The organism is Streptomyces sp. NPDC034085 (assembly GCF_055575555.1).
Genome location: NZ_JBVISL010000013.1, coordinates 15,910 through 39,744, shown reverse-complemented (window position 1 = coordinate 39,744; position 23,835 = coordinate 15,910). Strand labels below are relative to the sequence as shown.

The window sequence follows — 23,835 nt, the reverse complement described above, 5'->3', positions numbered from 1 at the left end:
GCCACCGCCGGTCAGCGCGCGAGCCGGCGCCAGTACTGGCGCTTGCTGCGGTCGCACACGACGAGGTCGAGGCGCTGGAGGTCGCGGCGCAGTTCCTCGAGTTCCTCGGCCGAGCCCGGCTTCTTCAGGAACTGCTGGCGGGCCTTGAACAGGGCGTGCGCCTGGGCGGGCAGGTGGGGGCTCTCCGGCACCCACAGCTGGAACTCCGCCTTGTGGGGGTCCTCCTCCGCCCAGGCGTAGCCGTGCCCGGTGAAGGCGTCGGCGAGCCGGCGCCGGTCCTGGTCGCAGTCCTCGCGCGCCAGTTCCTCGGTGCCGTGGCCGAGCAGGACGAGCTGCTTGCCGTCGCGGAAGGCCATGGCGATGTCGGAACCGGCGAATTCCTGCGACTCTCCCTTGCGGGTGAACAGCACCCGGGTGTCGGACACGGTGACGGACAGCTCGCTGAACTTGACGAGGAAGCCGGCGATCAGGCCGGCCAGGCCGCCGAGGACGATCGCCCCGATGGTCAGACCGGGTTCGGGGATCGCGGAGACCAGTTTCGCCGGGCCCTGCATGGGCGCCCAGGGCAGGGTCACCACCCACTTCGCGAGCGCCTTGGCCAGCCAGCAGATCCCGGCTCCGACCAGCCCGAAGACCAGGCAGACGAGCACTTGGCCCCAGAGCGGTTCCGAGACCTCGGTGGATTCGCCCGCCTTCGGATTCAACTCTTTCGCCACTGCTGGACTCTCCTGTTCGTTGATCGGTCACGCCGCGCTCGCGGCGTTCTGTTGCGGTGCGCGTTCGCTGCGGGGTGCCGTCCCGTACCCGGGGAGGCCGGCGCTACGGCCAGGGCAGCCGCGCCGTGATCCCCCAGCCGCCGTTGCCGGTGGGGCCGTACTCCAGCCGTCCGCCGGCGAGCGACACCCGCTCGGCGAGCCCCGCCAGCCCGTGTCCGGCGGGGCCGCGCCCGACGCCCGCGGGCCGGGGGCCGGGGGCCGGGTTGGTCACCTCGACGGTGAGGCCGTCGCCCTCTCCCCCGGTCACGTGGACGCTCGCGGGGGCTCCCGGCGCATGCTTGCGCACGTTGGTCAGGGCCTCCTGCACGACCCGGTAGGCCGTGCGGCCGATGAGGTCCGGGACCGCCTGCGGGATCTCCTTGAGGAGGCGTACCCGCATCCCGGCCGTGCACGACTCGGCGACGAGCCGGTGCACGTCCCCCAGCGTGGGCTGGGGGCGTTCGCCGGTTTCCGGTGCGCGCAGCACCGTCAGGACCTCGCGCAGCTCCTGCAGCGCCTGGTGCGCGCTCTCCCGGATCACCCCGGCCGCCCGGGCGATGTCCTCGCTGGGGGCGTCGGGCCGGTATTCCAGCGCGCCGGCGTGCAGGGTGAGCAGCGACAGCCGGTGCCCGAGTACGTCGTGCATCTCCCGGGCCACCTCCTCGCGGGCCCGCATCTGTGCCTGCTCCGCCCTCAGCTGTGCCTCGGAGGCCACCCTGACGAGCAGTTGGCGCCGGTGGTGGACGAACAGCCCCCACCCGACGGCACACCCCTGGACGATGGTCCCGAAGACGGCGTAGTGGAACGCCGACATGGCGGGGTCCGGGCGCAGCAGGGAGTCGCCGACGACCGGCAGCAGGCTGGCCGCGTAGACGATCGCGGTGGTCCGCGGCTTGCGGTGCACCGCTACGGAGAACAATGCCGCGAGCATGGCGCCCGAGACCATCTCGAACGGCACCGAGAGTGCCATCAGTACGCAGGCGACCTCGACCGGCCTGCTGCGGCGCAGCCACAGCAGGACGCAGCCGAACGCGCCGGCCATCTGCTCGACGTGCATCCAGTTGAACCCGGGCTCCGGGGTCACCTGGGTGCGGCTCTTCGCGATCGCCACTCCGTAGGCCACCGCGAGCAGGAACAGGGCGGTGTCCACGATCCAGTCCCGTGGACTCCGCCGAACGGGCTGAGAAGCAGTCGTGGAGTGAGGCACGGTTCGGACTTTACCGTCGTGATCTCTTCCCGCCGGAGGTCCGGCCGGTGGACGATACCTTGGTCGGACTGTTGGAGACGTTCGTCTCGGACGAGGTCGCAGGACGGCGTCACACACGTCCTCCCCCCGTCTCGCCGGCGGGACGCGGAACGCGCCGGCGGGCCGTCGCGCCAGGCCGTTTCCCGCTCTCCGTTCCCGTCGCCGCGCCCCCGGGAGTCCTCGGCCGGGGCGGCGGACGGGCCTGTCCGGCCACGCGGTCCGCACGGACCTCCCCCCGTCCGGACGGCTCCCGCGCAGCACCGGCGACGCAGCCCTTCAGGCCGGCCACTTTTTTCCCGAGAGAAGGCCCAGTTGACGAACACACCAGGTCCGACGAGCGACGCGCCCAACGATGTCCGCCCGATGAACGGCGCGGAGTACCTGGAGTCCCTGCGGGACGGCCGCGAGGTGTACATCCACGGAGAGCAGGTGCGGGACGTCACCGCGCACCCGGCGTTCCGCAACAGCGCCAGGTCCGTGGCGCAGCTGTACGACGCGCTGCACGAGCCGGAGTCCAAGGGCGTGCTGAGCGTCCCGACCGACACCGGCAACGGCGGGTTCACGCACCCGTTCTTCAAGACCGCGAGGAGCTCCGGGGACCTGGTGGCCGCGCGGGACGCCATGGTCGCCTGGCAGCGGCGCGTGTACGGCTGGATGGGCCGTACCCCGGACTACAAGGCGGCCTTCTTCGGGACCCTCGACGCGAACGCGGACTTCTACGGGCCGTTCGCCGGCAACGCCCGGGCCTGGTACCGGCGGGCGCAGGAGCGGGTGCTCTACTTCAACCACGCGATCGTCCACCCGCCGGTGGACCGCGACCGGCCGGCCGACCGGACGGCCGACGTGTGCGTGCACGTCGAGGAGGAGACCGACGCCGGCCTGATCGTCTCGGGCGCCAAGGTCGTGGCCACCGCCTCGGCGATCACGAACGCGAACCTGATCGCCCACATGGGTCTGCCGCTGCGTGACAAGCGCTTCGCGCTCACCTTCACGATGCCGATGGACTCCCCCGGGCTGAAGCTGTTCTGCCGGACCTCCTACGAGATGCACGCGGCGCTGCTGGGCAGCCCGTTCGACTACCCGCTGTCGAGCCGGCTGGACGAGAACGACTCGATCATGGTGCTCGACCGGGTGCTGGTCCCGTGGGAGAACGTGTTCATGTACGACGCGGCCGCGGCCAACTCGTTCGCCACCCGGTCGGGGTTCCTGGAGCGGTTCACCTTCCACGGGGTCACCCGCCTCGCCGTCAAGATCGACTTCATCGCCGGCTGCCTGCTGAAGGCCGTCGAGGTGACCGGGACCTCCGGCTTCCGCGGCGTGCAGGCGCAGATCGGCGAGGTCCTCAACTGGCGCGACATGTTCTGGGGGATGTCGGACGCGATGGCGAAGTCGCCCACGGAGTGGGTGAACGGAGCCGTGCAGCCGAACCTCAACTACGGCCTCGCGTACCGGACGTTCATGGGCATCGGCTACCCGAGGATCCGGGAGATCATCCAGCAGGTCCTCGGCAGTGGTCTGATCTACCTCAACTCCCACTCCAGCGACTGGAAGAACCCCGAGATCCGGCCCTACCTGGACCGCTACCTGCGGGGCTCGCGCGGGGTGGAGGCCGTCGACCGGGTCAAGCTGCTCAAGCTGCTGTGGGACGCGGTCGGCACGGAGTTCGCCGGACGGCACGAGCTGTACGAGCGCAACTACGGCGGCGACCACGAGGGCATCCGCGTGCAGACCCTGCTGAGCTACCAGGCGCGCGGGCAGGCCGACGCCCTGAAGGGCTTCGCGGACCAGTGCATGGCGGACTACGACCTCGACGGATGGACGCGGCCCGACCTCCTCGGGCCCGAGGACCTGCCCCGCCCGGCCACCGGGTACTGACCGTGCCCGGTACCCGCGGGCGATCTCCCGGCAGGCGGTCCTCGCCCGCCGGGACTCCACGTACGGCACGACGTACAGCACGACGTTCTCAGGGCAGGGGGAGCCGGTGACCGCGCACACGCTCAAGGGGATCCTGGCGACGGTGGGGAACACGCCCCTGGTCGAGCTGGAGCGGATCTCCGCCGACCACGGACTGCGGGTCCACGCCAAGATGGAGCGCTTCAACCCCGGTGGCAGCATCAAGGACCGCTCCGCGCTGGCCATGCTGCTGGAGGGGCTGCGCACCGGTGAGGCCGTGCCCGGCAGGACCACGGTGATCGAGTCCAGTTCGGGGAACCTCGCGATCGGCCTCGCGCAGATCTGCTGCTACCACGGGCTGCGGTTCATCTGCGTGGTGGACCCGCGCACCACGGAGCAGAACCTCGCGATCCTGCGGGCCTACGGCGCCGAGGTGGAGGTCGTCGGCGTGCCCGACCCCGACACCGGGGAGTTCCTGCCCCAGCGGCTGCGCCGGGTCGCCGAGCTGGCGGCGACCGTGCCGCACGCCTACGTGCCGGGCCAGTACTCCAACCCGCTCAACCCCCGGGCCCACCTGGAGACGATGCGCGAGATCGACCAGGCGCTGCGCGGCTCGGTGGACTACGTGTTCTGCGCGGCCGGCACCACAGGGACCCTGGGCGGATGCGCGGCGTACGTCCGCAGGCACGGCCTGGCCACCACGGTCGTCGCGGTCGACGCCGTGGGCAGCAGGCTGTTCGACTCGCCGGTGTCCTGCTCCCGTCTGATCCCGGGGCACGGCGCCGCCGTGGTGCCCGCCGTGTTCGATCCCACGGCCGCCGACCGCGTGGTGCACGTCAGCGACCTCGAGGCGGTGGCCGGCTGCCGCCGGCTGGTGCGGCGCGAGGCCGTCCTCGCCGGGGGGTCCTCCGGCGCCCTGGTCGCCGCGCTGGAGAAGCTGGCGCCGGAGATCCCGGCCGGCTCGACCTGCGTCCTGATCCTGCCGGACGGCGGGGACCGCTACCTGGACACCATCTACTCGGACCACTGGGTGCGCCGGCACTTCGGCGAGGTCCCGCTCCCGGCGCCGGCCGCGCACGACGCCGGCGACGCGTACGCGGCGCTGCGCGCGGCGACGGCTTCCGGCTGAGCGGGGGCCGCGCGGACGCCGCGCGGACGCCCCGGTCACGCACGAGGCCCAGGTCCCGGCACGGGCCTGGGCCTCGCCCTCACATCCCCTCGGTACGAAGGAGACTCCCTTGCTGGTCATCGGTCACGGTGAAGTGCGCGACGTCATGCGGGGGCAGGAGGAACGGATCCTCTCGCTGGTCGGCGACACCTACCGCCTGCACGACGAGGGCCGCACCGCCCTGCCCCGCTCGGTGTTCCTGCGCTTCCCCGACAGCCCCCGCGACCGCATCATCGGCCTGCCCGCCTACCTGGGGGGTGAGGACGCGGTGGCCGGGATGAAGTGGATCGCGAGCTTCCCCGGCAACATCGCCGCCGGCCGGGAACGGGCGAGCGCGGCCATGATCCTCAACTCCACCGTCGACGGCCGCCCGGAGGCCCTGATCGAGGCCTCCCTGATCTCGGCCCGGCGCACCGCCGCCTCCGCGGCGCTCGCCGCCGCCCACCTGGTCACCGGCCCGGAGCCGCACGGGATCGCCCTGGTCGGCTGCGGGCCCATCAACCGCGAGGTGCTCCGCTTCGTGAAGGTCCGGCTGCCCATGCTGCGCGAGGCCGTGCTGTTCGACACGGACCGCGCCCGCGCCGAGGCCTTCGCCGCCGAGGCCGCCGCGGACCTGCCGGACCTCGCGTTCAAGGTGGTGGAGCAGGCGCGGGAGGCGCTCGGCTCCCACCGGCTGGTCTCCCTCGCGACCTCCGCCGGCGAGCCCCACCTGGACCTGTCCGCGTGCCGGCCGGGGGCGACGGTCCTGCACGTCTCGCTGCGCGACCTGACCGTCGAGGCGATCCTGGGGGCCCAGAACGTCGTCGACGACGCCGACCACGTGTGCCGGGAGCGGACCTCGCTGCACCTGGCCGAACTCGCCTCCGGCGGACGGGAGTTCATCGACACGACGATCGGGTCGCTGCTGCGCGGCGGATCCGGCTTCCGCAGGGACCCGGGCCGGACCGCGGTGTTCTCCCCCTTCGGTCTGGGCGTGCTGGACCTCGCCCTGGCGCGCTGGGTGCGGGACGAGGCCCGGGCGCGGGGCGCGGGCACCCGCGTCGACGGCTTCCTGCCGTAGCGGGCCGTCCTTCCCGCACGCACGCGTACGGCCGGTGCCCCGCCCTTCCGGGCGGGGCACCGGCCGTCGTACGGCTCAGACCTCGACGACGAGCGCGTGCGCGCGGATCTCCTCGACCAGCGCGGCCTGGCGCAGGGAGCCCTCCTGGTGCTCGCGCACGTCGAGGCCCCTGAGGACGGCGCCCGCGAAGGTGTCGACGACGTTCGCGAACTGGTGGTCGGCCGGCAGGACGAACTGCTCCTGGTGGTCCTGGCGCTCGACGCGCATCACCGGCTGGTACGTCTCCGGCGGTGTGAAGGCGCGGTCGAGGACGATGCGCCCAGTGCTCCCCGAGAGGCTGTAGGTGTTGCGGTACGAGTGCTCCATCCCGAAGGTGAGCCGGGCGGGCACCCCCTCGGGCGTGCACAGCAGGACGCTGCCGGACAGCACCACGCCCCGGCTCCGGTCGTGCCGGAACACCGCGCCGACGACCTTCAGGTCGCTGCCGAGGAAGTACTGGGCCGCCCGCACCGGATAGCCCCCGAAGTCGAGGAAGGCGCCGCCGCCGACCGCGCGCTGGTAGCGGATGTCGCCGGCGGGCTTCGGCGGGATGGTGAACGCGCTGGTGAACTCGCGCACCTCGCCGATGGCGCCGTCGGCCAGGGCCTTGCGCACCGCCGTGTGCTGGGAGTGGTAGAGGAACATGTAGTTCTCCAGCAGGACCAGCCCGCGCGCCCGCGCGTCGGCGACCAGCCGGACGGTGTCCTCGCGGCTCGCCGTCAGCGGCTTCTCCACCAGGACGTGCTTGCCCGCCTCCAGCGCCCGGGAGACCCACTCGGCGTGCAGCCGTCCGGGCAGCGGTATGTAGACGGCGTCGACGTCGTCGCGTTCGAGCAGCGCGTCGTACCCCTCGACCGGCACCCCGCCGAACCGGTCGGTGAACCGGACGGCGGACTCCCGGCTCCGGCTGGCGATCGCCGCGACCTCCACGGCCGGGTTGCCCTCGACGGCCGGGAGCGTGCGCCGCCAGGCGATGTCCGCGCACCCCATGATCCCGATGCGCAGTCTGTCGCTCGTGCTTTTGAACATGTGGAAGAACTCCGCTCAGCATGGGGTGAGAAGACGGGCGCCCGGTGGGCCGGGACGCCCCGTGGGGCGTCAGCCCTTGATCGCGCGCTGCTTCAGCGCCTCGTAGTGGGCGAGGCACTCCTCGTAGGTCGGGAGCATGCCGAGGGACACCGCCTCCGCCAGGGTCGGCGCGGCGGCGTCCTTCTCCGACATGACGGGCGGTTCCTCGATCCCCCACGGGATCCCGATGTCCGGGTCCAGCGGGTTGACCTCGATCATCGTGCCGGGGATGTACGCCTCCGAGCACAGGTAGTTCATGCACGCGTCGTCGGTCAGGGACAGGAACGCGTGGCCGATGCCGTCGGCGAGGTAGACGGCGGTGCCGGACTCCTCGTCCTGCGGGGTCATCTCGTACATACCGAAGGTGGGCGAGCCCACCCTCAGGTCCACGGCGACGTCGAGGACGGCGCCGCGCACGCAGGTGACCAGCTTCGCCTGGCCGGGCGCGAGCGAGGTGCTGTGGATGCCGCGCATGGTGTTGCGGCAGCTGACGGAGTAGTTCGCCTGCCCGACGGTGAACGGATAGCCGATGATCTCCGTCAGGATCTCGGCGCGGAAGGCCTCGTAGAAGGATCCGCGCCGGTCCGGGTACTTGTTGGGGACGATCCGGTAGGCCCCCTTGATCTTCGTTTCGGTTACTCGTGCCGCATCAAACATGGCCCCACCCGTCTCGGAGTTTCGCGCGCGTTCTCATCACCCGGCCCGTCCGGCCCGCCCGGTCGGCGCCCGCTCAGCACAGGCTGAGCAGACAGGTGAGCAGGGACCGGGCCTCGATGTTGAGGTAGTGCCCGTGGCGGAGCAGGCCGGTCAGCTCACGGACCGTCATCCAGCACAGGTGGGGCGGTACGGCGGCCGGGAAGTCCTCGCCCACCTCGATGATCTGGTAGCGCGTGCCGGCGTGGTGGAAACGGCCGCCCTCCTCCGACAGGACACGGTCGTAGCGCGTCGTGCCGCCGCCCGGGAGCAGGGCGTCGCGCAGGAAGGGCTCCTGGACGGCGTCCACGTCCTGGCCCGGGTGCAGGTGCACCGTCGGCGCCATCTCCACCTGGTCCATCAGGCCGTACTCGGGCCGGGCGCGCACCAGGAGCCGGAGCGTCCCGTCGACCGTCCTGGCGACGAACGCCGCCCGGCCCTCCCCGCGCGGGTGGAGCAGGGGCTGGGTCCACCGGGCGACCTCGCGGTTGCCGGCCGTGACCTCGACGGCGATGATGCGGAAGCTCTCGGCCGACTCGTCGGTGATCTCCCAGTCGTCGCGCTTCCAGCCGGCGACGTCGGCCAGCGGGACCAGCCGGGCGGTCCAGTCGACACCGGTCTTCGCCTCGTTGAACCAGCTGAGGATCCTCTGCGCGCCGTCCGTGCCGAAGCGGCCGTCCGGCGCGGGCCCGTCCCGGTAGGAGCGCACCAGGGCGTCGCGGAAGGAGTCGCCGGTGGGTGTGCGGGCGCCCTCGGGGACCAGGAACGGCATGCAGGACAGCACGGTGCGGGCGTCCATGTTGACGAGGTGGTCCACCGCCATCAGTTCGCGGACCAGGTCCAGGGGGAGCCAGCGGAAGTCCTCGTGCTCCGGCACGTCCCCGGTCGCGAGCACCACCATGTTCCGGTTGCGCTTGCGCCAGAACCAGGCGCCCTGCTCGGACTGGAGCACGTCCACGAGCACCCGGCCGCGGTCCGGCCCCGTGAAGTGCTCCAGGTAGCGGGTGGAGGTCCCGCGGTGCACCTTCATGTAGTTGCTGCGGGTCGCCTGGACCGTCGGGGAGAGCTGGAGCGTGTTGGAGTTCCCCGGCTCCATCTTGGCCTGCATCAGGCAGTGCAGGACGCCGTCGAACTCCTTGACGAGGATGCCGAGGATGCCGATCTCGGGCTGGTGGATGACCGGCTGCGACCAGATCTCCGTGCCGCCGTCGCGGACCTGGAGCCCTTCGACCGTGAAGAACCGGCCGCTGGCGTGGCCGAGGTTGCCGGTCAGCGGGTCGAACTCCCACGCGTCCAGGGCTTCGAGGGGGATGCGACGGACCGAGAACGCACCGGCCCGGTGGCGTTCGGCCCACCAGGCGTGGAACTCGGCGGTGGACTTGAGGATCACCGGGCTCAGAGCCTTCCCAGGACGTCGGACACCGCGTCGATGACCCGCTCCTGCTCCTTGTCGGAGAGGGAGGGGTACATGGGCAGGGAGAAGATCTCGTCCGCCACGCGGGTGGTGACCGGCAGCGCGTCCGCGGCGTACCCGAGGTGGGCGAAGCCGGACTGGGTGTGCACCGGCCACGGGTAGCTGATGTTCAGCGCGATGTCGTGCTCCGCCTTGAGCTCCTCGATGATCCTGTCCCGCAGCGGATGGCGCACCACGTAGACGTAGTAGACGTGCTCGTTGCCCGGTGCGGTCTTCGGGGTGATCAGGGCGGTGCCCGCGAAGGCCTCCTCGTACCGCCGCGCGATGGCCCTGCGCCGGGCCGTGTAGGTGTCGAGGCGGGTCAGCTTGCGGCGCAGGATCTCGGCCTGCACCTCGTCGAGGCGGCTGTTGTAGCCGGGGGTCTCGACGACGTAGTAGCGGTCCTCCATGCCGTAGAAGCGCAGCCGGCGCAGGCGGGCGTCCACCTCCGGGTCGTCGGACACCGTGGCGCCGCCGTCCCCGTAGGCCCCGAGGACCTTGGTCGGGTAGAAGGAGAACGCGGCGGCGTCGCCCATCGTGCCCGCGAGCGTGCCGTGGTGGCGGGCGCCGTGCGCCTGCGCGCAGTCCTCCAGGATCACCAGGCCGTGGGCCTCGGCCAGCGCCCGCAGGGGCGCCATGTCCACGCACTGCCCGTACAGGTGGACGGGGAGCAGGCAGCGGGTCCGCTCGGTGATGACGCCGGCCACCCGGTCCACGTCCATCAGGTACGTGTCGGGGTCGATGTCGACGAAGACCGGCACGGCACCGACGGCGTCGATGGCGATGACGGTCGGCGCGGCGGTGTTCGACACCGTGATCACCTCGTCGCCGGGGCCGATGCCCAGGGCGCGCAGGCCGAGCACGATCGCGTTGGTCCCGTTGTCGACGCCGACGCAGTGGGCGAGGCCGTGGTAATCGGCGAACTCCCGCTCGAAGGCGCTGACGCTCTTCCCCAGCACCAGTTGCCCCGAGCTGAACACCGTGTCCACCGCGTCAAGAATGTCAGCGCGTTCTTCGTCGTACTCGGGCAGGTAACCCCATACATGCTGGGTCATCGCGGCACGTCACCTCCAACAGGGTGGTCGTCAGGATTGCAAGAGCCGGCCGGGGGAAACACCCCGGCCTCCGGGGGTTCAGACGATTTTCTCCAGAAGAGCCACGCCGTGCGTATTCCAGTCCTCACGGTGAATTGCGAGGACGTGGACGTCCCACAGCCTTCCGTGGAAATACGTGTGCTCGGGCAGGATCGCCTCGGTGCGCACCATGGCTTCGTGGGCGTCGCCGAATCCGATGGCACGGGTGTCCGGCGACGTGCGGTGAATGTACACCTTCCGGGTGCGCCACATGGAGAACGCGAAGTTGGCGGTCAGCGCGTGGACGTCGCCGCTGATTTCTGCGGCCGTGCCGCCGGTGAGGTGGACCTCGATCCGGAGGTGGCCCGCCGGATTGACCGCGGAGACGGTGCTGAGCCCGACGACCTCGTCCGTGTCCTTGTCACGGACGAGGAAGCACGCCGCCAGCCCCTCCCCGAAGGTCTTGGTGAAGACGTCCAGCACGGGCAGCCCGGCGGTTCCAAGCCGGAGCAGGACCTCGTACGCCGCGGCGGCGTCGTCGGCGCCGGCCGGGCGCAGCGCGACCCGCCGGGTCTCGGTGTACGGGAAGAACATGGGGCACTCGCCTCTTTCGCGGTGGTCACCGTCGGCCGGTGTCCGGCCGCGTCCCTCGGGAATGCGTACCGCCGGAAAATGCGGTCGGCAATGCGGAAGCCCGCGGCGTCTCATCGGCCTGGGCGAGGGGAATCACCGGACCGTACGCACGCCCGGCGATGGGGGTCAAGACTTCCCGGGAAGAGCCGGGCCGAAAGCGGACCGACCGGCCGCGGCAGCCGGGGGCGGGACGCCGAAACGGCCTGCGGTGTCTCGCCGGCGGGACGCCCGCGGGCAAAGCGGGGATCCGCGCATTGACCCTGTGGCGGGCCCCGAACTACGGTCGGACCCGGTCAGCGGCAGGCCTCGAATTCCGTCCGGCAGACGCCCGACCGACCTCGGACAGTTCATCCGCGTACACCCTTGAGGAGCGTAATCCGAACATGATCCTGGACAATGAGACCGTCGCGGAAGAAACCCCGACCTTCATCGAGGAATTCACGGAACTGATTCGCCGGACGGCCGCCACCATCTGCGCCGAGCAGCCCGACGTCCCGGAGCCGGAAGAGCTGCGCGACCTCGATTCCTTCTCGATGGTCCAGGTCCTGCTCGACCTGGAGAACGAACTCGACCTGAAGGTGCTGGAGGGGCTGGAGGGATTCGACGGACGGACCTTCCAGGAGATCGCGGAGCACATCACCGAGATCGCCCACCGTGCGGGCACCTACCCCGAGTTCGAGGCGAACGTGCGGCGGATCGTCCACGCGGACTCCGACTGACCCCGGGCGTCCGACCGCCTCCCGCCCCCATCCCTGTCCCGCCCGAGCCTGGGAAGACCACATGGACGACCAGAACAACGACCGCGCCTACCTCGTGGTCCACAACGACGAGGAGCAGTTCTCGATCTGGTGGGCCGACCGGCCGCTGCCGGCCGGCTGGTACGCCGAGGGGACGGAGGGCAGCCGGGAGGAGTGCCTCAGCCGCATCGAGGCGGTGTGGACCGACATGCGTCCGCTGAGCCTGCGCCGCCGGATGGAGCGCTCCGCCGCCGGCTGAGGAGTCCGCCGGCCTTCCCCCTGCCCGCCCCTGTCCGGGGCGATTTCGCCGAAGGAGCATCTGTGAACGACGGGACGCTGCCGGCCCCCGCGCACCGGTCGCCCGTGCGACCCGACCCGGCGGGCGCGCCGGACCCGCTCCCGCTGCTCGCCGAGCTGGTCGTGGCGCAGGCCGCCGCCACCCCCGACGCGCTCGCGGTCGACGGTGCGACCGCCGGCACGGGTTCCCTGACCTACCGGGAACTGGCCCGGCGGTCCGCCCGGCTGGCGGGGCGTCTGGCCGCCCTCGGCATCGGGCCGGGGAGCCTGGTCGGGGTGTCGCTGCGCCGGAGCCCCGATCTGGTGGTGGCCCTGCTGGCGGTGTGGCGGGCGGGCGCCGGCTACGTGCCCATGGACCCGGACCACCCGGCCGAGCGCCTGTCCTGGACCCTCGCCGACACGCGGACGCCGCTGGTGCTGACCGAGCGTGCCGTCGCCGCGGCGTTCCCGCGCCGCGGGGGCACCCGCCTGCTGGTGCTCGACGGGTCCGGTGGGGCGGACGAAGTGGCGCAGCCGGCAGGCGAGTTGCCCGGCGCCGGAGCCGCCGGCCACCCGGCCTACGTGCTCCACACCTCCGGCTCCACCGGCCGCCCCAAGGGGGTCGTCGTCCCGCACGGCGGGATCGCCAACCGGGTGCGCCACCTGGCCTCCCGGCACGGTCTGGGCCCCCGCGACCGGATGCTGCTGAAGACCACCGTCGGCTTCGACGCCGCCGGTCTGGAGCTGTTCGCCCCGCTCGTCAGCGGCGGCACCGTCGTCCTCGCGCCGCAGGGCGTCGAGCGCGACCCGGCCGCGATGCTCGACGCGGTGGCCGCCGGCCGCGTCACCGTCCTCCAGGCCGTGCCCTCGGTGTGGAACGCCCTGGCCAACGCCCCGGGCTGGGACGGCTGCCGTTCCCTGCGGCTGCTGTTCAGCGCCGGCGAGCCGCTCCACGCGGAGCTGTGCCACCGGCTGCTGGAGCGCGCGCCGCAGGCGGAGATCTGGAACACCTACGGGCCCACCGAGTGCTCCGTGGACATCACCGAGCACCGCTTCGATCCCGCCGTGGCCGCCGGTCCGGTGCCCATCGGGCGCCCCATCGGGGGGCTGAGCGCGCTGGTGCTGGACCCGGACGGCCGTCCCGTCGGACCGGGCGGCACCGGAGAGCTGTACGCCGGCGGGGCCGGCGTCGCCACCGGCTACCTCGGGCGGCCCGCGCTGACCGCCGAGCGCTTCGTCCCCGACCCCTTCGGCCCGCCCGGCGCCCGGCTGTACCGCACCGGCGACCTCGTGCGCCGCTCGGCCACCGACGAGCTGGAGTACCTCGGCCGGCTGGACCGGCAGATCAAGGTCAACGGCGTACGGATCGAGCCCGGGGAGGTCGAGGCCGCGCTCCTCGCCCACCCGCGCGTGGACGCGGCCGTCGTCGACGCGGTGGCCGACCGCGACGGCGGGCACCGGCTCGTGGCCTGGATCCAGCCGCACGGCACCGCGCCCGACGCCGCCGAGCTGCGGGAGTTCGCCCGCCGCGTCCTGCCGGAACAGCTGGTTCCGCGCGTGTTCACCGTCGTGGCCTCCTTCCCCCGGACCGCCAGCGGCAAGACCGACCGGGCCGCTCTGCCCGCGCCCGGCGCGGACGGCGCCGCACGGCCCCACGTGCCGCCGCGCACCCCCGCCGAGCAGGCCGTCGTCCAGGCCTGGGCGCAGACGCTGGACGTGCCCGCCGAGACCCTCGGCGCCCACGACGACTTCTTCGCGGCCGGCGGCTCCTCCCTGCTGCTGGGGCGGCTCGCGGGACGGCTGACCGCCGCCTCGGGCCGGCGGATCGAGCTGCGCGCCCTCTTCTCGGCCGTCACCGTGGCCGAGCAGGCCGCCCTCCTGGACCGTGCCGGGGACTCCCCCGCGCCGGACGGCCCGCCGGACCGGGGGCCCGCCCCGGTGGAGGAGGACGCCGTGGTGCGCGTCCCGCGCGGCGACGCGCTGCCGCTGTCGAGCGGGCAGCAGGGCCTGTGGCTGCTGGAGCGCATGCGGCCCGGCAGCCCCGAATGGGCCGAGCTGGTGTGGATCCGGCTGCCCGCCGCATGGACGGCGGGAACCATCGGAACCGCCCTCGGGCTGCTGGCGGACCGGCACGAGATCCTGCGCACCCGTTACGCGCTGCGCGACGGGCAGCCCGTACAGCTCGTGGACGGTCCCGGCCGGCCCGTGGACCTGCGCGTCGCCGACGCGGCCGACGCCGACGCCCTGCGCGGGCTCGCGGCCGGGGAGCTGGAACGGGGCTTCGACCTGGAGCACGGGCCGGTGTGGCGCGCGCTGCTGGTGCGCACCGACGACGGGGGCCAGGTCCTGTTGCTGGCCGTCCACCACATCGCCTGCGACGGCTGGTCCTCGGTGCTCCTGGACCGCGACCTGCGCGCCCTGGGCGAGGCCGTCCACACCGGCCGGCGGCCCGCGCTCCCCGAGGTCGGCGCGCAGTACGCGGACCACGCCGCCTGGCAGCGCCGCCGCCTCGACGCGGCCGCGGCCGGCGGCGCCGACCGCGACCTGGCGTACTGGAAGGCGGCCCTGGCCGGCGCCACGCCCCTGGAGCTGCCGGCGGACCGGCCGCGCCCCGCCGAGCGCGACGGGCGGGGGGCCCTGCGCACCTTCGTGGTGCCGGCCGCCCTGACGGGGCGGCTCGCCGCCCTCGGCCGCGAGTCGGGCGCCACCCTCCACCAGACGCTGCTGGCCGGCTTCGCCGCGTTGCTCGCCCGGCTCACCGGCCGCGCGGACGTCACCCTCGGCATGCCCGTCGCCGGCCGGGACCGGCCCGAAGTCGCCGACACCGTCGGCTACTTCCTCAACACCCTGGTGCTCGACTGCCGGCTGGACGCCGGCCTGCCGGTCCGCGACGCGCTCGCCTCGGTACGCGAGACCGTGCTGGACGCCCTCGCCCACCGGGACCTGCCCTTCGACCGCCTCGTGCGGGAGCTGCGGCCGCCGCGCGACCCGTCCCGCACCCCCCTGTACCAGGTGATGTTCGACTTCCACGAGGAGGGACGCACCGGGACCGCGCTGCGCGCGGACGACCTGGACGCGTTCGCCGCGGCCTGGGGCTCCGCCCGCACCGACCTGACCTTCGTGGTGCAGCGGCAGGCGGACGGCACCCTGCTGGGCATGGTGGAGTACGCGACCTCCCTGTTCGACGCGGCCACCGTGGACCGGCTGGCGGCGTGCTGGGTCCGGCTCCTGGAATCCTTCGCCGACTCCCCGTCGGCCCCGCTGGCCGCCGCCGAACTGCTGCCCGACGCCGAACGCGACCGCCTGCTCGCCCTCGGGGCGGCCGCGCCCGCGGCAGCCGGCGAGCCCGACGGCTGCGTCCACGCCGCGTTCACCGAGCGGGCGCGCAGGACCCCGGACGCCACCGCCGTCGTGTGCGGCGACGAGCGGTGGACCTACGCCCGCCTGCGGGAGCGCGCCGACTGGTTCGCCCGCCGGCTGCGCGCCCTGGGCGCCGGCCCGGAGACCGCGGTCGCCGTGATGCTGCCGCGCACCCCCGATCTGATCGCCGCCCTGCTCGGTGTCTGGCAGACCGGAGCGGCGTACGTGCCGCTGGACCGGACCGCGCCCGACGAGCGGCTGGCGTACGTGCTGGGCGACTGCCGGGCCGCCGTACTGGTGTCGGACGAGGCCGGCCGGGCCCGCCTGGCCCCCCGTCACCCGGGTGCGGTGCTCACCGTCGACGGCCCCCCGTCCCCGGCGGCCGCCGCTCCCGCCTCCCCGCCCCCGGGCGACCCCGGCGACCCGGCGCGCCTCGCCTACCTCGTCTACACCTCCGGTTCCACCGGCCGTCCCAAGGCCGTGGGCGTCGAACACCGGGCGCTGCTGCGCCTGCTGCGCGCCTGTGCCGACCACCTGGACTTCGGCCGCGGGCCGGACGACGCCTGGCTCGCGCTCGCCCCGGCCACCTTCGACATCTCCTTCACCGAACTGGTGATGCCGCTGGTGTCGGGCGGACGCGTGGTCCTGGCCCGTGACCGGGAGGCCGACGACCACGCGGGCCTGCCCGCGCTGATCGAGCGCACCGGTGTCACCCACCTCCAGGCGGTGGCGCCGCAGTGGCGCATGTTCCTGGACGCCGGGCTCGGCCACCGGCGGCTCGTCGGGCAGACCGGCGGCGAGCCGTGCCCGCCCGACCTCGCCCGGGAGCTGTCCCGCCGCCTCAAGCGGTTCGTCAACGAGTACGGTCCGACCGAGACCACCGTCGCCGCGACCCGCTGGGAGATACCGCGGGACGTGACGGCCGTCGCCATCGGGCGGCCGTACCCGCACGCCAGCGCCCGCGTCCTGGACGCGCTGCTGCGCCCCGTGCCCCCGGGCGCGACCGGTGAGCTGTGCGTGGGCGGACTCGGGGTGGCCCGGGGCTATCCGGGCCGGCCGGGCCTCACCGCCGAACGCTTCGTGCCCGACCCGTACGGTCCGCCGGGATCCCGGCTGTACCGCACCGGCGACCTGGCCCGGACGCTCGCGGACGGCACGCTCGTCTTCGTCGGCCGCGCCGACGGCCAGGTCAGGATCCGCGGCCGCCGGGTGGAGACCGGCGAGGTGGGCGCGGTGCTGGCCGAACACCCCGGCGTGGCCCAGGCGGTGGTCGTCGCCCACGGGACCGGGGACGCGGCCCGCCTGGTCGCCTACTGCGTCCCCGCCGGCGCGGCGCTGCCCGCGCGGGGCGAGCTGCTGGAGCACTGCGCGCGCCACCTGCCCGCGTACATGCTGCCGACGCTGGTCGTGCCGCTCGCGGCGCTGCCCCTGACCCGGCACCACAAGGTCGACCTCGCGGCGCTGCCCGCGCCCGACCTGAGCACGGCGGCCGACGACGAGCCGTACACCGCCCCCCGGGGGCCGCTGGAGGAGGGCATCGCCGCGATCTGGCGCGCGGTGCTGGCCGGACCCGACGGGCGCGCGCCCCGGATCGGCGCCCGCCACGGCTTCTTCGCCCTGGGCGGGGACTCCGTCCGCGCCGCCCGGGTCGTCGCCCGGATCCAGGAGGAGTACGGGGTGACGCTGCCGCTGCGCGCCCTCTTCGACCGGCCCACCGTCGCCGGACTGGCCGAGGCCGTCGAGGACGCCGTACGGCGCGAGATCGCGGAGCTGAGCGATGCCGAGCTGGACGCCGCACACAGGGAGTACCACGCATGACCGAAGCCACCCCGCCCCCCGCGGACGCGTCCGCCGCGTCCGCCGCGGCCCTGCGCGAGGAGCTCCTGCGCCGCCGGCTGTCCGGTTCCGCTCCGCGCGCCCGCCGGGGCATCCCGCGGCTGCCCCGTGAGGAGCCGCTCGCCCTGTCCGCCGGACAGCGCCAGATGTGGTTCCTGCACCAACTGGACCCCGCCGGACCGGAGTACCTGCTGCCGGTGGCGTACCGGCTGCGCGGGCCGCTCCGGGCGGACCGGCTGCGCCGCGCCTTCGACCTGCTGTGCGAACGCCACGAGATCCTGCGCACCCACTACGTGCTGGTCGGGTCGGAGCCCCGGCAGGTGGTCCGGGCCCCGGGCCCCGCCGACTTCACCGAGACCGGACGCGGCGGGCTGTCCGCGGACGGACGGGCGGCGGCGGTCCGGGAGATCGTGGAGGAGGAGTCGCTGCGGCCCTTCGACCTCGCCGCGCAGGCACCGCTGCGCGCGCGCCTGGTCCGCTTCGCCGAGGACGACCACCTGCTGGTCGTCGTCCTCCACCACATCGCCTGCGACGCCGCCACCCGCCCCCTGCTGCTCGCGGAGCTGTCCGAGCTGTACCAGGCGCAGGCCGAGGGGCGCGCCCCCGCCCTGGCGGCGGAGCCGGTGCAGTACGCCGACTACGCGGGCTGGCTCAACGCGGAGCAGGACGGCCCGGAGGTCGGCCGCGCGCTCGACTGGTGGCGCGCCCACCTGGCCGGACTGTCCTCCCTCGACCTGCCCACCGACCGGCCGCGCCCGGCCGTACGGTCCTGGGCGGGCGCGCTGGAGGACTTCACGGTGCCCGCCCCGGTCGCCGGGCGGCTGGCCGCCCTGGCCGGCGAGGGCGGCGCCTCCTCGTTCATGGTGCTGCTCACCGCCTTCCAGGTCCTGCTGTCGCGCTACGTCGGGACGCGCGACATCGCCGTCGGCACCTCGGTGTCCGCGCGGATCCGCCCCGAGCTCGCCACCATGGCCGGCTACGCCTCGGACAGCCTGGTGATGCGCGCCCGCTGGGACGGTGACGAGTCCTTCGCCCGGCTGCTGGAACGCAACCGGGACACGGTGCTGGCCGCCTTCGACCACCGCTCGGCCCCCTTCGACCGGCTGGCCGACGCCCTGGAGCCGGACCGCGACCTGTCCGCCACCCCCGTGTTCCAGGTGATGTTCGACCTGACCCGGGCCGACGCCGCCGAACCCCTCGACCTTCCCGGGGTGACGGCCGGGCCGGTCGAGGTGCCCGGCCGCACCGCCCGTTTCGACCTCACCGTCCACCTGGAGGAACAGGGCGACGGCTCCCTGCGGGGCTCGCTGGAGTACGCCACCGCGCTCTTCGACGCCGCCACGGCCCGGCGGATCACCGGCCACTACACCCGCCTGCTGGGCGCCGTCGCCGCGTCCCCCGGCAGCCGGGTCTCGGAGCTGGACATCTTCGACGCGCACGAGCGCGCCCTGCTGCTGGACGGCCCGGCCGAACCCCTGGCCACCCGTACGCCCCTGGACCCCGGGGCGCTGCGGCCCGTACACGAGACCGTCTCGCGCCGGGCGGCGGCCACGCCCGGGGCGGTCGCCGTGGTCCACGGCGGGCGCCGCGTGACCTACGGCGAGCTCGACGCGCTGGCCCATGGGATCGCCCGGCGGCTGCGCGGGCTCGGCGCGGGGCCGGAGAGCACCGTCGGTGTGCTCCTCGACCGCGGCCCCGAGCTGGTGGCCACCCTGCTGGCCGTCTGGCGCACCGGCGCGGCGTACGTCCCCCTCGATCCCGGCTATCCGGACGAGCGCCTGGAGTTCATGCTCGCCGACACCGGCACCCGGCTCGCCGTCACCGAACTGCGGTACGCGGACCGGCTGGCGGGTACGGCCGCCCGTCCCGTGGTGCTCGACGACGACACCGAGCGCGCGGTCGTCGGCGGCCTCGCCGCCACCCCCGTCGAACCGCCGGCCGGCGGCTACGACATCGACCACCTCGCCTACGTGATCTACACCTCCGGCTCCACCGGCCGCCCCAAGGGCGTGCTCGTCACCCACCGGGGGCTCGCCAACTACCTGGGCTGGACCGTCGACGCGTACGCGAGCGCCGGGACGGGCGGAGCCGCGCTGTTCTCCTCCGTGGCCTTCGACCTCGGCATGCCCGACCTGTTCACCCCCCTGATGACGGGGCAGCCGGTCCATCTGCTCGACCAGGACTTCGACATCACCGAGCTGGGCCGGCTGCTGCTCCAGGAGGCCCCGTACGCGTTCCTCAAGCTCACCCCGGGCCATCTGGACCTGCTCTCCCGGCAGTTGTCCCCCGAGCAGCGCCGGGACCTGGCCCACCTGGTGATCGCCGCGGGCGACTCCTTCACCGGCCGGCTGGCCAACCGCTGGCTGGAGCCGGAGGGCTCCGGCGGCCGGCGGCTGGCCGCCGAGTACGGTCCCACGGAGATCACCGTCGGCAACTCGGCGCACTTCGTCGACGGCCGCGTGGACTCCGAGCTGGTCTCCATCGGCCGGGCCATCCCCAACACCACCATGCGGGTCCTGGACGGGGACCTGCGCCCGGTGCCGATCGGCAGCGTCGGCGAGGTGTGCGTCGGCGGCGTCGGCCTCGCCCGCGGCTACGCGAACCGGCCCGGCCTCACCGCCGAGCGCTTCCTGCCCGACCCGTACGGCCCGCCCGGCTCCCGGCTGTACCGCACCGGCGACCTCGCGCGCGTCATGCCGGACGGCGACCTCGACTTCGTCTCGCGCGCCGACCACCAGGTCAAGCTGCGCGGCTACCGGATCGAGCCCGGCGAGATCGAGACCGTCCTGACCTCGGACCCCGCCGTGGCCGAGGCCGTGGCCCTGGTCCGGGAGGACGCGCCGGGCGACAGGCGCCTGGTCGCCTACCTGGTGCCGGCCCCGGGCGCCGGATCCGCCGCGCTCGCTCCGGCCCGGCTGCGCGGGCTGCTGGGCGCGCGCCTGCCCGAGTACATGGTGCCGTCGGCGTTCGTCACGCTCGACGCGCTGCCGCTGACCGCCAACGGCAAGCTCGACCGCACCGCCCTGCCCGCCCCCGGGCGCGCCGCGACCGCCGTCGGCGAGCACGTCGCCCCGCGAGACGAGGACGAGCGGGTCATGGCCGGGGTGTGGTCCGAGGTGCTGGGCCTGGAGCGGATCGGCGTCCACGACAACTTCTTCGACCTGGGCGGTGACTCGCTGCGGGCCGTCGCGCTGGTGGGGGCGCTGCGCGAGTCGGGCCGCCGGGTGGCGGTCCGCGACGTCTTCGAGCACCGCACGGTGGCCCGGCTCTGCCGGGCGCTGCGTCAGGACGCGGCGGCGGGCGCGCCGGCCGGGGAGGCGGCCTTCGAACCGGTCGCCCCGTTCGCGCTGCTGTCGGCCGGCGAACGGGCCGCGCTGCCCGCCGACGCCGTCGACGCCTATCCCGTCTCGCTCACCCAGGCCGGGATGTTCGTGGAGCTGTTCCGCGACCCCGAGGTGAACCGGTACCACAACGTCACCTCGTTCCGGATCCGTGACGGGCGGCCCTTCGACCCGGCGGCCTTCCGCGCCGCGGCCGACCTGGTCGTCGCCCGGCACGAGGTGATGCGGACGTCCTTCGTGCTCGGCGGACCCGAGCGGCCGTTGCAGATCGTGCACGCCCGCGGGGCGATGCCGTACGTCCACGACGACCTGCGGCACCTGCCCGAGGACGAGCGGTGGCCGGCGCTGGCGGCCTTCGCCCGCGCCGACCGCGCGCGGCTCTTCGACGTCTCGTGCGCGCCGCTGATGCGGATGGCCACGCACGTGCTGGACGACGACGGCTGGTGGCTGTCGATCACCGAGTGCCACCCGGTCATCGAGGGGTGGAGCTACCACTCGCAGCTGATGGAGATGCTGGGCGCCTACGGGCGGCTGCGCGACGGGCAGGAGCCCGATCCGGCACCGGCGGCGCCGGCCGTGCGCTACGCCGACTTCATCGCGGCGGAGCTGCGCTCCCTGGCCGGTGAGGAGGACCGGGTCTACTGGCACGGACTCCTCGACGGGTACGAGAAGTTCCGGCTGCCGTCGGGCTGGTCGGGCGGCCGGGACGCGCCGGCCGGGCGGTACCGCCTGGACCTGCCCCTGCACGCCCTGCGGCCCGGACTGCAGGCGCTCGCCTCGCAGACCGGCGTGCCGTACAAGAGCGTGCTGCACGCCGCGCACGCGAAGGTGCTGAGCCTGCTGACCCGCCAGGACCGCTTCCGCGGGGGCATGGTGGCGGACGCCCGGCCCGAGGTCAGCGGGGCGGACCGGGTCTCCGGCATGTACCTCAACTCGGTGCCCTTCCCCTACGAACGCGGCGCCCGGACGTGGGGCGAGCTGGCCCGGCGGACCTTCGCCGCCGAGATCGCGCTCTGGCCGCACCGCCGGTTCCCGATGCCCGCGATGCGCCGCCCCGGCGGTGACCCCCACCTGGTCGACGTGCTCTTCCACTACCTGGACTTCCACCAGGTCGACACCGATCTCGTCGACACGGCCGCCACCGTCGACGACAGCCCGAACGAGTTCCCGGTGGTGGTCGGCACCCCGCTGCGCGACCACCTCACCATCGCCTCCGACACCCGGACCCTGCGGCGCGACCGTGCCGACCGGCTCGCCCGGCTCTACCTCGCGGTCCTGTCCGACATGGCCGCCGGGGGTGCGGACGGCGACGCCCGGCGCGGGTACCCCGAGGCCCCCGAGCTCGACGCGGGCCGGAGCGTGCTGCCCGCCGGCCCGGACGCGGCCGCCCCGGAGTTCGAGCCCGCCCCGGAGTTCGAGGACACCCTCGCCGCCTTCGAGGCGCAGGCCGCCCGTACCCCGGGGGCGACGGCCCTCGTCACCCTCGACGGCCGCCTGACCTACGCCGAGCTCGACTCCCGGGCCGGGCTGCTGGCCCGGCGGCTGCGCGGACTGGGCGTCGGCCCCGAGGACCGGGTGGGCGTGCTCCTGGACCGCGGGGCGGACCTGGTGGTGGCGCTGCTCGCCGTCTGGAAAGCCGGGGCGGCGTACGTGCCGTGCGATCCCTGCACGCCGGACGCCCGGCTGCGGGCGGTGTTCGCCGGGGCCGGCTGCCGGCTGGTCGTGACGGAGAGCGCCCACGCCTCCCGCACCGCCCCGTGCACGCCGGTGCTCGCGGCCGGGGCCGCCGAGGACGGCGCGGCTGCGCCGCAGCCGCCGCGGGCCCCCGCCCGCGACCTCGACCCGGGCCGCCTGGCCTACGTCCTGCACACCTCCGGCTCCACCGGCGAACCCAAGGGCGTCGCCGTCGACCACCGGGCCCTGGCCCACTACCTGCGCTGGGCCGCGGCCGCGTACGCGGGAGCCGGGACGGGCGGCGCCCCCTTCTTCACCTCCGTCGGCGCCGACCTCGGCGTCCCCGCCCTGTTCGTCCCCCTGCTGACCGGCCGGACCGTGTACGTACTGCCGCAGCGGTTCGAGCCGGACGAGTTCGCGAAGCTGCTGGCGACCTGGGCCCCGTACGCCTTCGTCGGCATGACGCCGGGTCATCTCGCGCTGCTGGAGACCCACCTGGACGACGCGCAGCTCGGCGCGCTGGCCGGGCTGCTGGTCTGCGCCGGTGACGCCTACCCGGCCCGGCAGGCCGAGCGGGTCGCGTCCCGGATCGCGGCCGCCGGCGGGCGGATGCGGCTGGCCGCGGAGTACGGGCCGACCGAGGCGACCGTGGCCGCGGCGGCGTACCGCCTGTCCGGACCCGTCGGCCGGGCGCTCGTACCGCTGGGCTCCGCGCTGCCGGGCACGACGCTGCGGCTGCTGGACGAAGACCTGCTCGCGGTGCCCGACGGCGTCGTCGGCGAGGTGCACATCGGCGGCCCGGGCCTGGCCCGGGGGTACGTGGGCCGACCCGGCACGACGGCCGAGCGCTTCGTGCCCGACCCGTACGGCCCGCCGGGCGCCCGGCTGTACCGCACCGGTGACCTCGCCCGGGTCCTGCCGGACGGGCGGCTGGAGTTCGCCGGCCGCGCGGACCGGCAGCTCAAGGTCGGCGGCCACCGCATCGAGCCCGCGGAGGTGGAGGCCGTGCTCGGCGCCGACCCGCGGGTGCGCGAGGTCCTCGTGGACGCCGTCCCCGGGTCCTCGGGCGGGCAGCGGCTCACGGCCTGGGTGGTGCCGGCCGACGGGGCCGCCCCGCCGGCGGCGGAGCTGCGGGCCCGGGTGGAGGCCGCGCTGCCGGCCCCGTTCGTCCCGGCCTCGTACCGGATCGTGGACGCCCTGCCCCTGACGGCGAACGGCAAGTACGACCGCGCGGGCACGGCGGCGGCCGGGGCGCGGCGCGAGACCACGGTCGTCCGGGCTCCGTACGCGGCGCCCCGCACGGCCACCGAGCGGCGGCTGGCCGAGGCGTGGCAGCACGTGCTCGGCCTCGACCGGGTCGGCGTCCACGACCGCTTCCGCGACCTCGGCGGTGACTCGCTCGCCCTGCTGCGGGTGCTGTCCGTCGCCGGGGCGGCCGGACTCGTCGTCGATCCGGGCACCGCCCTGCGCCATCCGACCATCGCCGAGCTGGCCCGTGCCCTCGGCCCCACCACGGAAGAGGACTGATGT

14 protein-coding genes are annotated in these 23,835 nt (G+C 74.3%); 7 read left to right on the top strand and 7 right to left on the bottom strand.

Annotation, left to right across the window (positions count from 1 at the left end; all coding sequences use genetic code 11):
- Positions 1-11 precede the first annotated feature (11 nt).
- Together ACZ501_RS31275 and ACZ501_RS31270 are read right to left on the bottom strand one after the other, a co-directional pair.
- Positions 12-716: a YqeB family protein gene (locus ACZ501_RS31275; RefSeq protein WP_361601802.1), complete on the bottom strand. Its 705-nt coding sequence runs from the start codon at positions 714-716 to the stop codon at positions 12-14.
- A 103-nt stretch (positions 717-819) separates the two neighbouring features.
- Positions 820-1,905, bottom strand: coding sequence for a sensor histidine kinase (locus ACZ501_RS31270; protein WP_361601799.1), 1,086 nt, complete (start codon positions 1,903-1,905; stop codon positions 820-822).
- A 459-nt stretch (positions 1,906-2,364) separates the two neighbouring features.
- Between ACZ501_RS31270 and ACZ501_RS31265 the strand changes: the two genes are divergently transcribed.
- The 3 genes from ACZ501_RS31265 to sbnB all read left to right on the top strand — a co-directional run bounded on the left by ACZ501_RS31265 (position 2,365) and on the right by sbnB (position 6,122).
- On the top strand, positions 2,365-3,876 hold the full coding sequence (locus tag ACZ501_RS31265; RefSeq protein ID WP_468800123.1) for a 4-hydroxyphenylacetate 3-hydroxylase family protein: 1,512 nt from the start codon (positions 2,365-2,367) through the stop codon (positions 3,874-3,876).
- Positions 3,877-3,982: 106 nt separating this feature from the next.
- Positions 3,983-5,023, top strand: a complete 1,041-nt coding sequence (sbnA, locus tag ACZ501_RS31260; RefSeq protein ID WP_361601796.1) for a 2,3-diaminopropionate biosynthesis protein SbnA — start codon at positions 3,983-3,985, stop codon at positions 5,021-5,023.
- A gap of 109 nt (positions 5,024-5,132) precedes the next feature.
- Entirely contained in the window at positions 5,133-6,122 is a 990-nt protein-coding gene (gene sbnB, locus ACZ501_RS31255; RefSeq protein WP_361601793.1) for a 2,3-diaminopropionate biosynthesis protein SbnB, read from the top strand.
- A gap of 75 nt (positions 6,123-6,197) precedes the next feature.
- Here sbnB and ACZ501_RS31250 read toward each other — a convergent pair whose 3' ends face one another.
- The 5 genes from ACZ501_RS31250 to ACZ501_RS31230 form a co-directional block, all read right to left on the bottom strand.
- On the bottom strand, positions 6,198-7,190 hold the full coding sequence (locus ACZ501_RS31250; RefSeq protein WP_361599467.1) for a Gfo/Idh/MocA family protein: 993 nt from the start codon (positions 7,188-7,190) through the stop codon (positions 6,198-6,200).
- A gap of 69 nt (positions 7,191-7,259) precedes the next feature.
- Entirely contained in the window at positions 7,260-7,886 is a 627-nt protein-coding gene (locus tag ACZ501_RS31245; protein ID WP_361599464.1) for a dTDP-4-dehydrorhamnose 3,5-epimerase family protein, read from the bottom strand.
- A 73-nt stretch (positions 7,887-7,959) separates the two neighbouring features.
- Entirely contained in the window at positions 7,960-9,312 is a 1,353-nt protein-coding gene (locus ACZ501_RS31240; RefSeq protein ID WP_361599461.1) for an NDP-hexose 2,3-dehydratase family protein, read from the bottom strand.
- A gap of 5 nt (positions 9,313-9,317) precedes the next feature.
- Positions 9,318-10,430 carry a DegT/DnrJ/EryC1/StrS family aminotransferase gene (locus tag ACZ501_RS31235; RefSeq protein ID WP_468799960.1) on the bottom strand — a complete coding sequence of 371 codons (1,113 nt, stop codon included), beginning with the start codon at positions 10,428-10,430 and terminating at the stop codon, positions 9,318-9,320.
- Positions 10,431-10,508: 78 nt separating this feature from the next.
- Positions 10,509-11,042, bottom strand: a complete 534-nt coding sequence (locus ACZ501_RS31230) for a GNAT family N-acetyltransferase (protein ID WP_468799958.1) — start codon at positions 11,040-11,042, stop codon at positions 10,509-10,511.
- A gap of 422 nt (positions 11,043-11,464) precedes the next feature.
- Here ACZ501_RS31230 and ACZ501_RS31225 point away from each other — a divergent pair, with 422 nt between their 5' ends.
- From ACZ501_RS31225 to ACZ501_RS31210, 4 genes are all read left to right on the top strand, one after another.
- Positions 11,465-11,800, top strand: a complete 336-nt coding sequence (locus tag ACZ501_RS31225; RefSeq protein ID WP_361599452.1) for a hypothetical protein — start codon at positions 11,465-11,467, stop codon at positions 11,798-11,800.
- 61 nt (positions 11,801-11,861) lie between these two features.
- Positions 11,862-12,077 carry an MbtH family protein gene (locus tag ACZ501_RS31220; protein ID WP_361599449.1) on the top strand — a complete coding sequence of 72 codons (216 nt, stop codon included), beginning with the start codon at positions 11,862-11,864 and terminating at the stop codon, positions 12,075-12,077.
- A gap of 62 nt (positions 12,078-12,139) precedes the next feature.
- Entirely contained in the window at positions 12,140-17,272 is a 5,133-nt protein-coding gene (locus ACZ501_RS31215) for an amino acid adenylation domain-containing protein (RefSeq protein WP_468799956.1), read from the top strand.
- Entirely contained in the window at positions 17,269-23,832 is a 6,564-nt protein-coding gene (locus ACZ501_RS31210; protein WP_468799954.1) for an amino acid adenylation domain-containing protein, read from the top strand. Before ACZ501_RS31215 ends, ACZ501_RS31210 begins: the two co-directional genes overlap by 4 nt.
- Positions 23,833-23,835 lie beyond the last annotated feature (3 nt).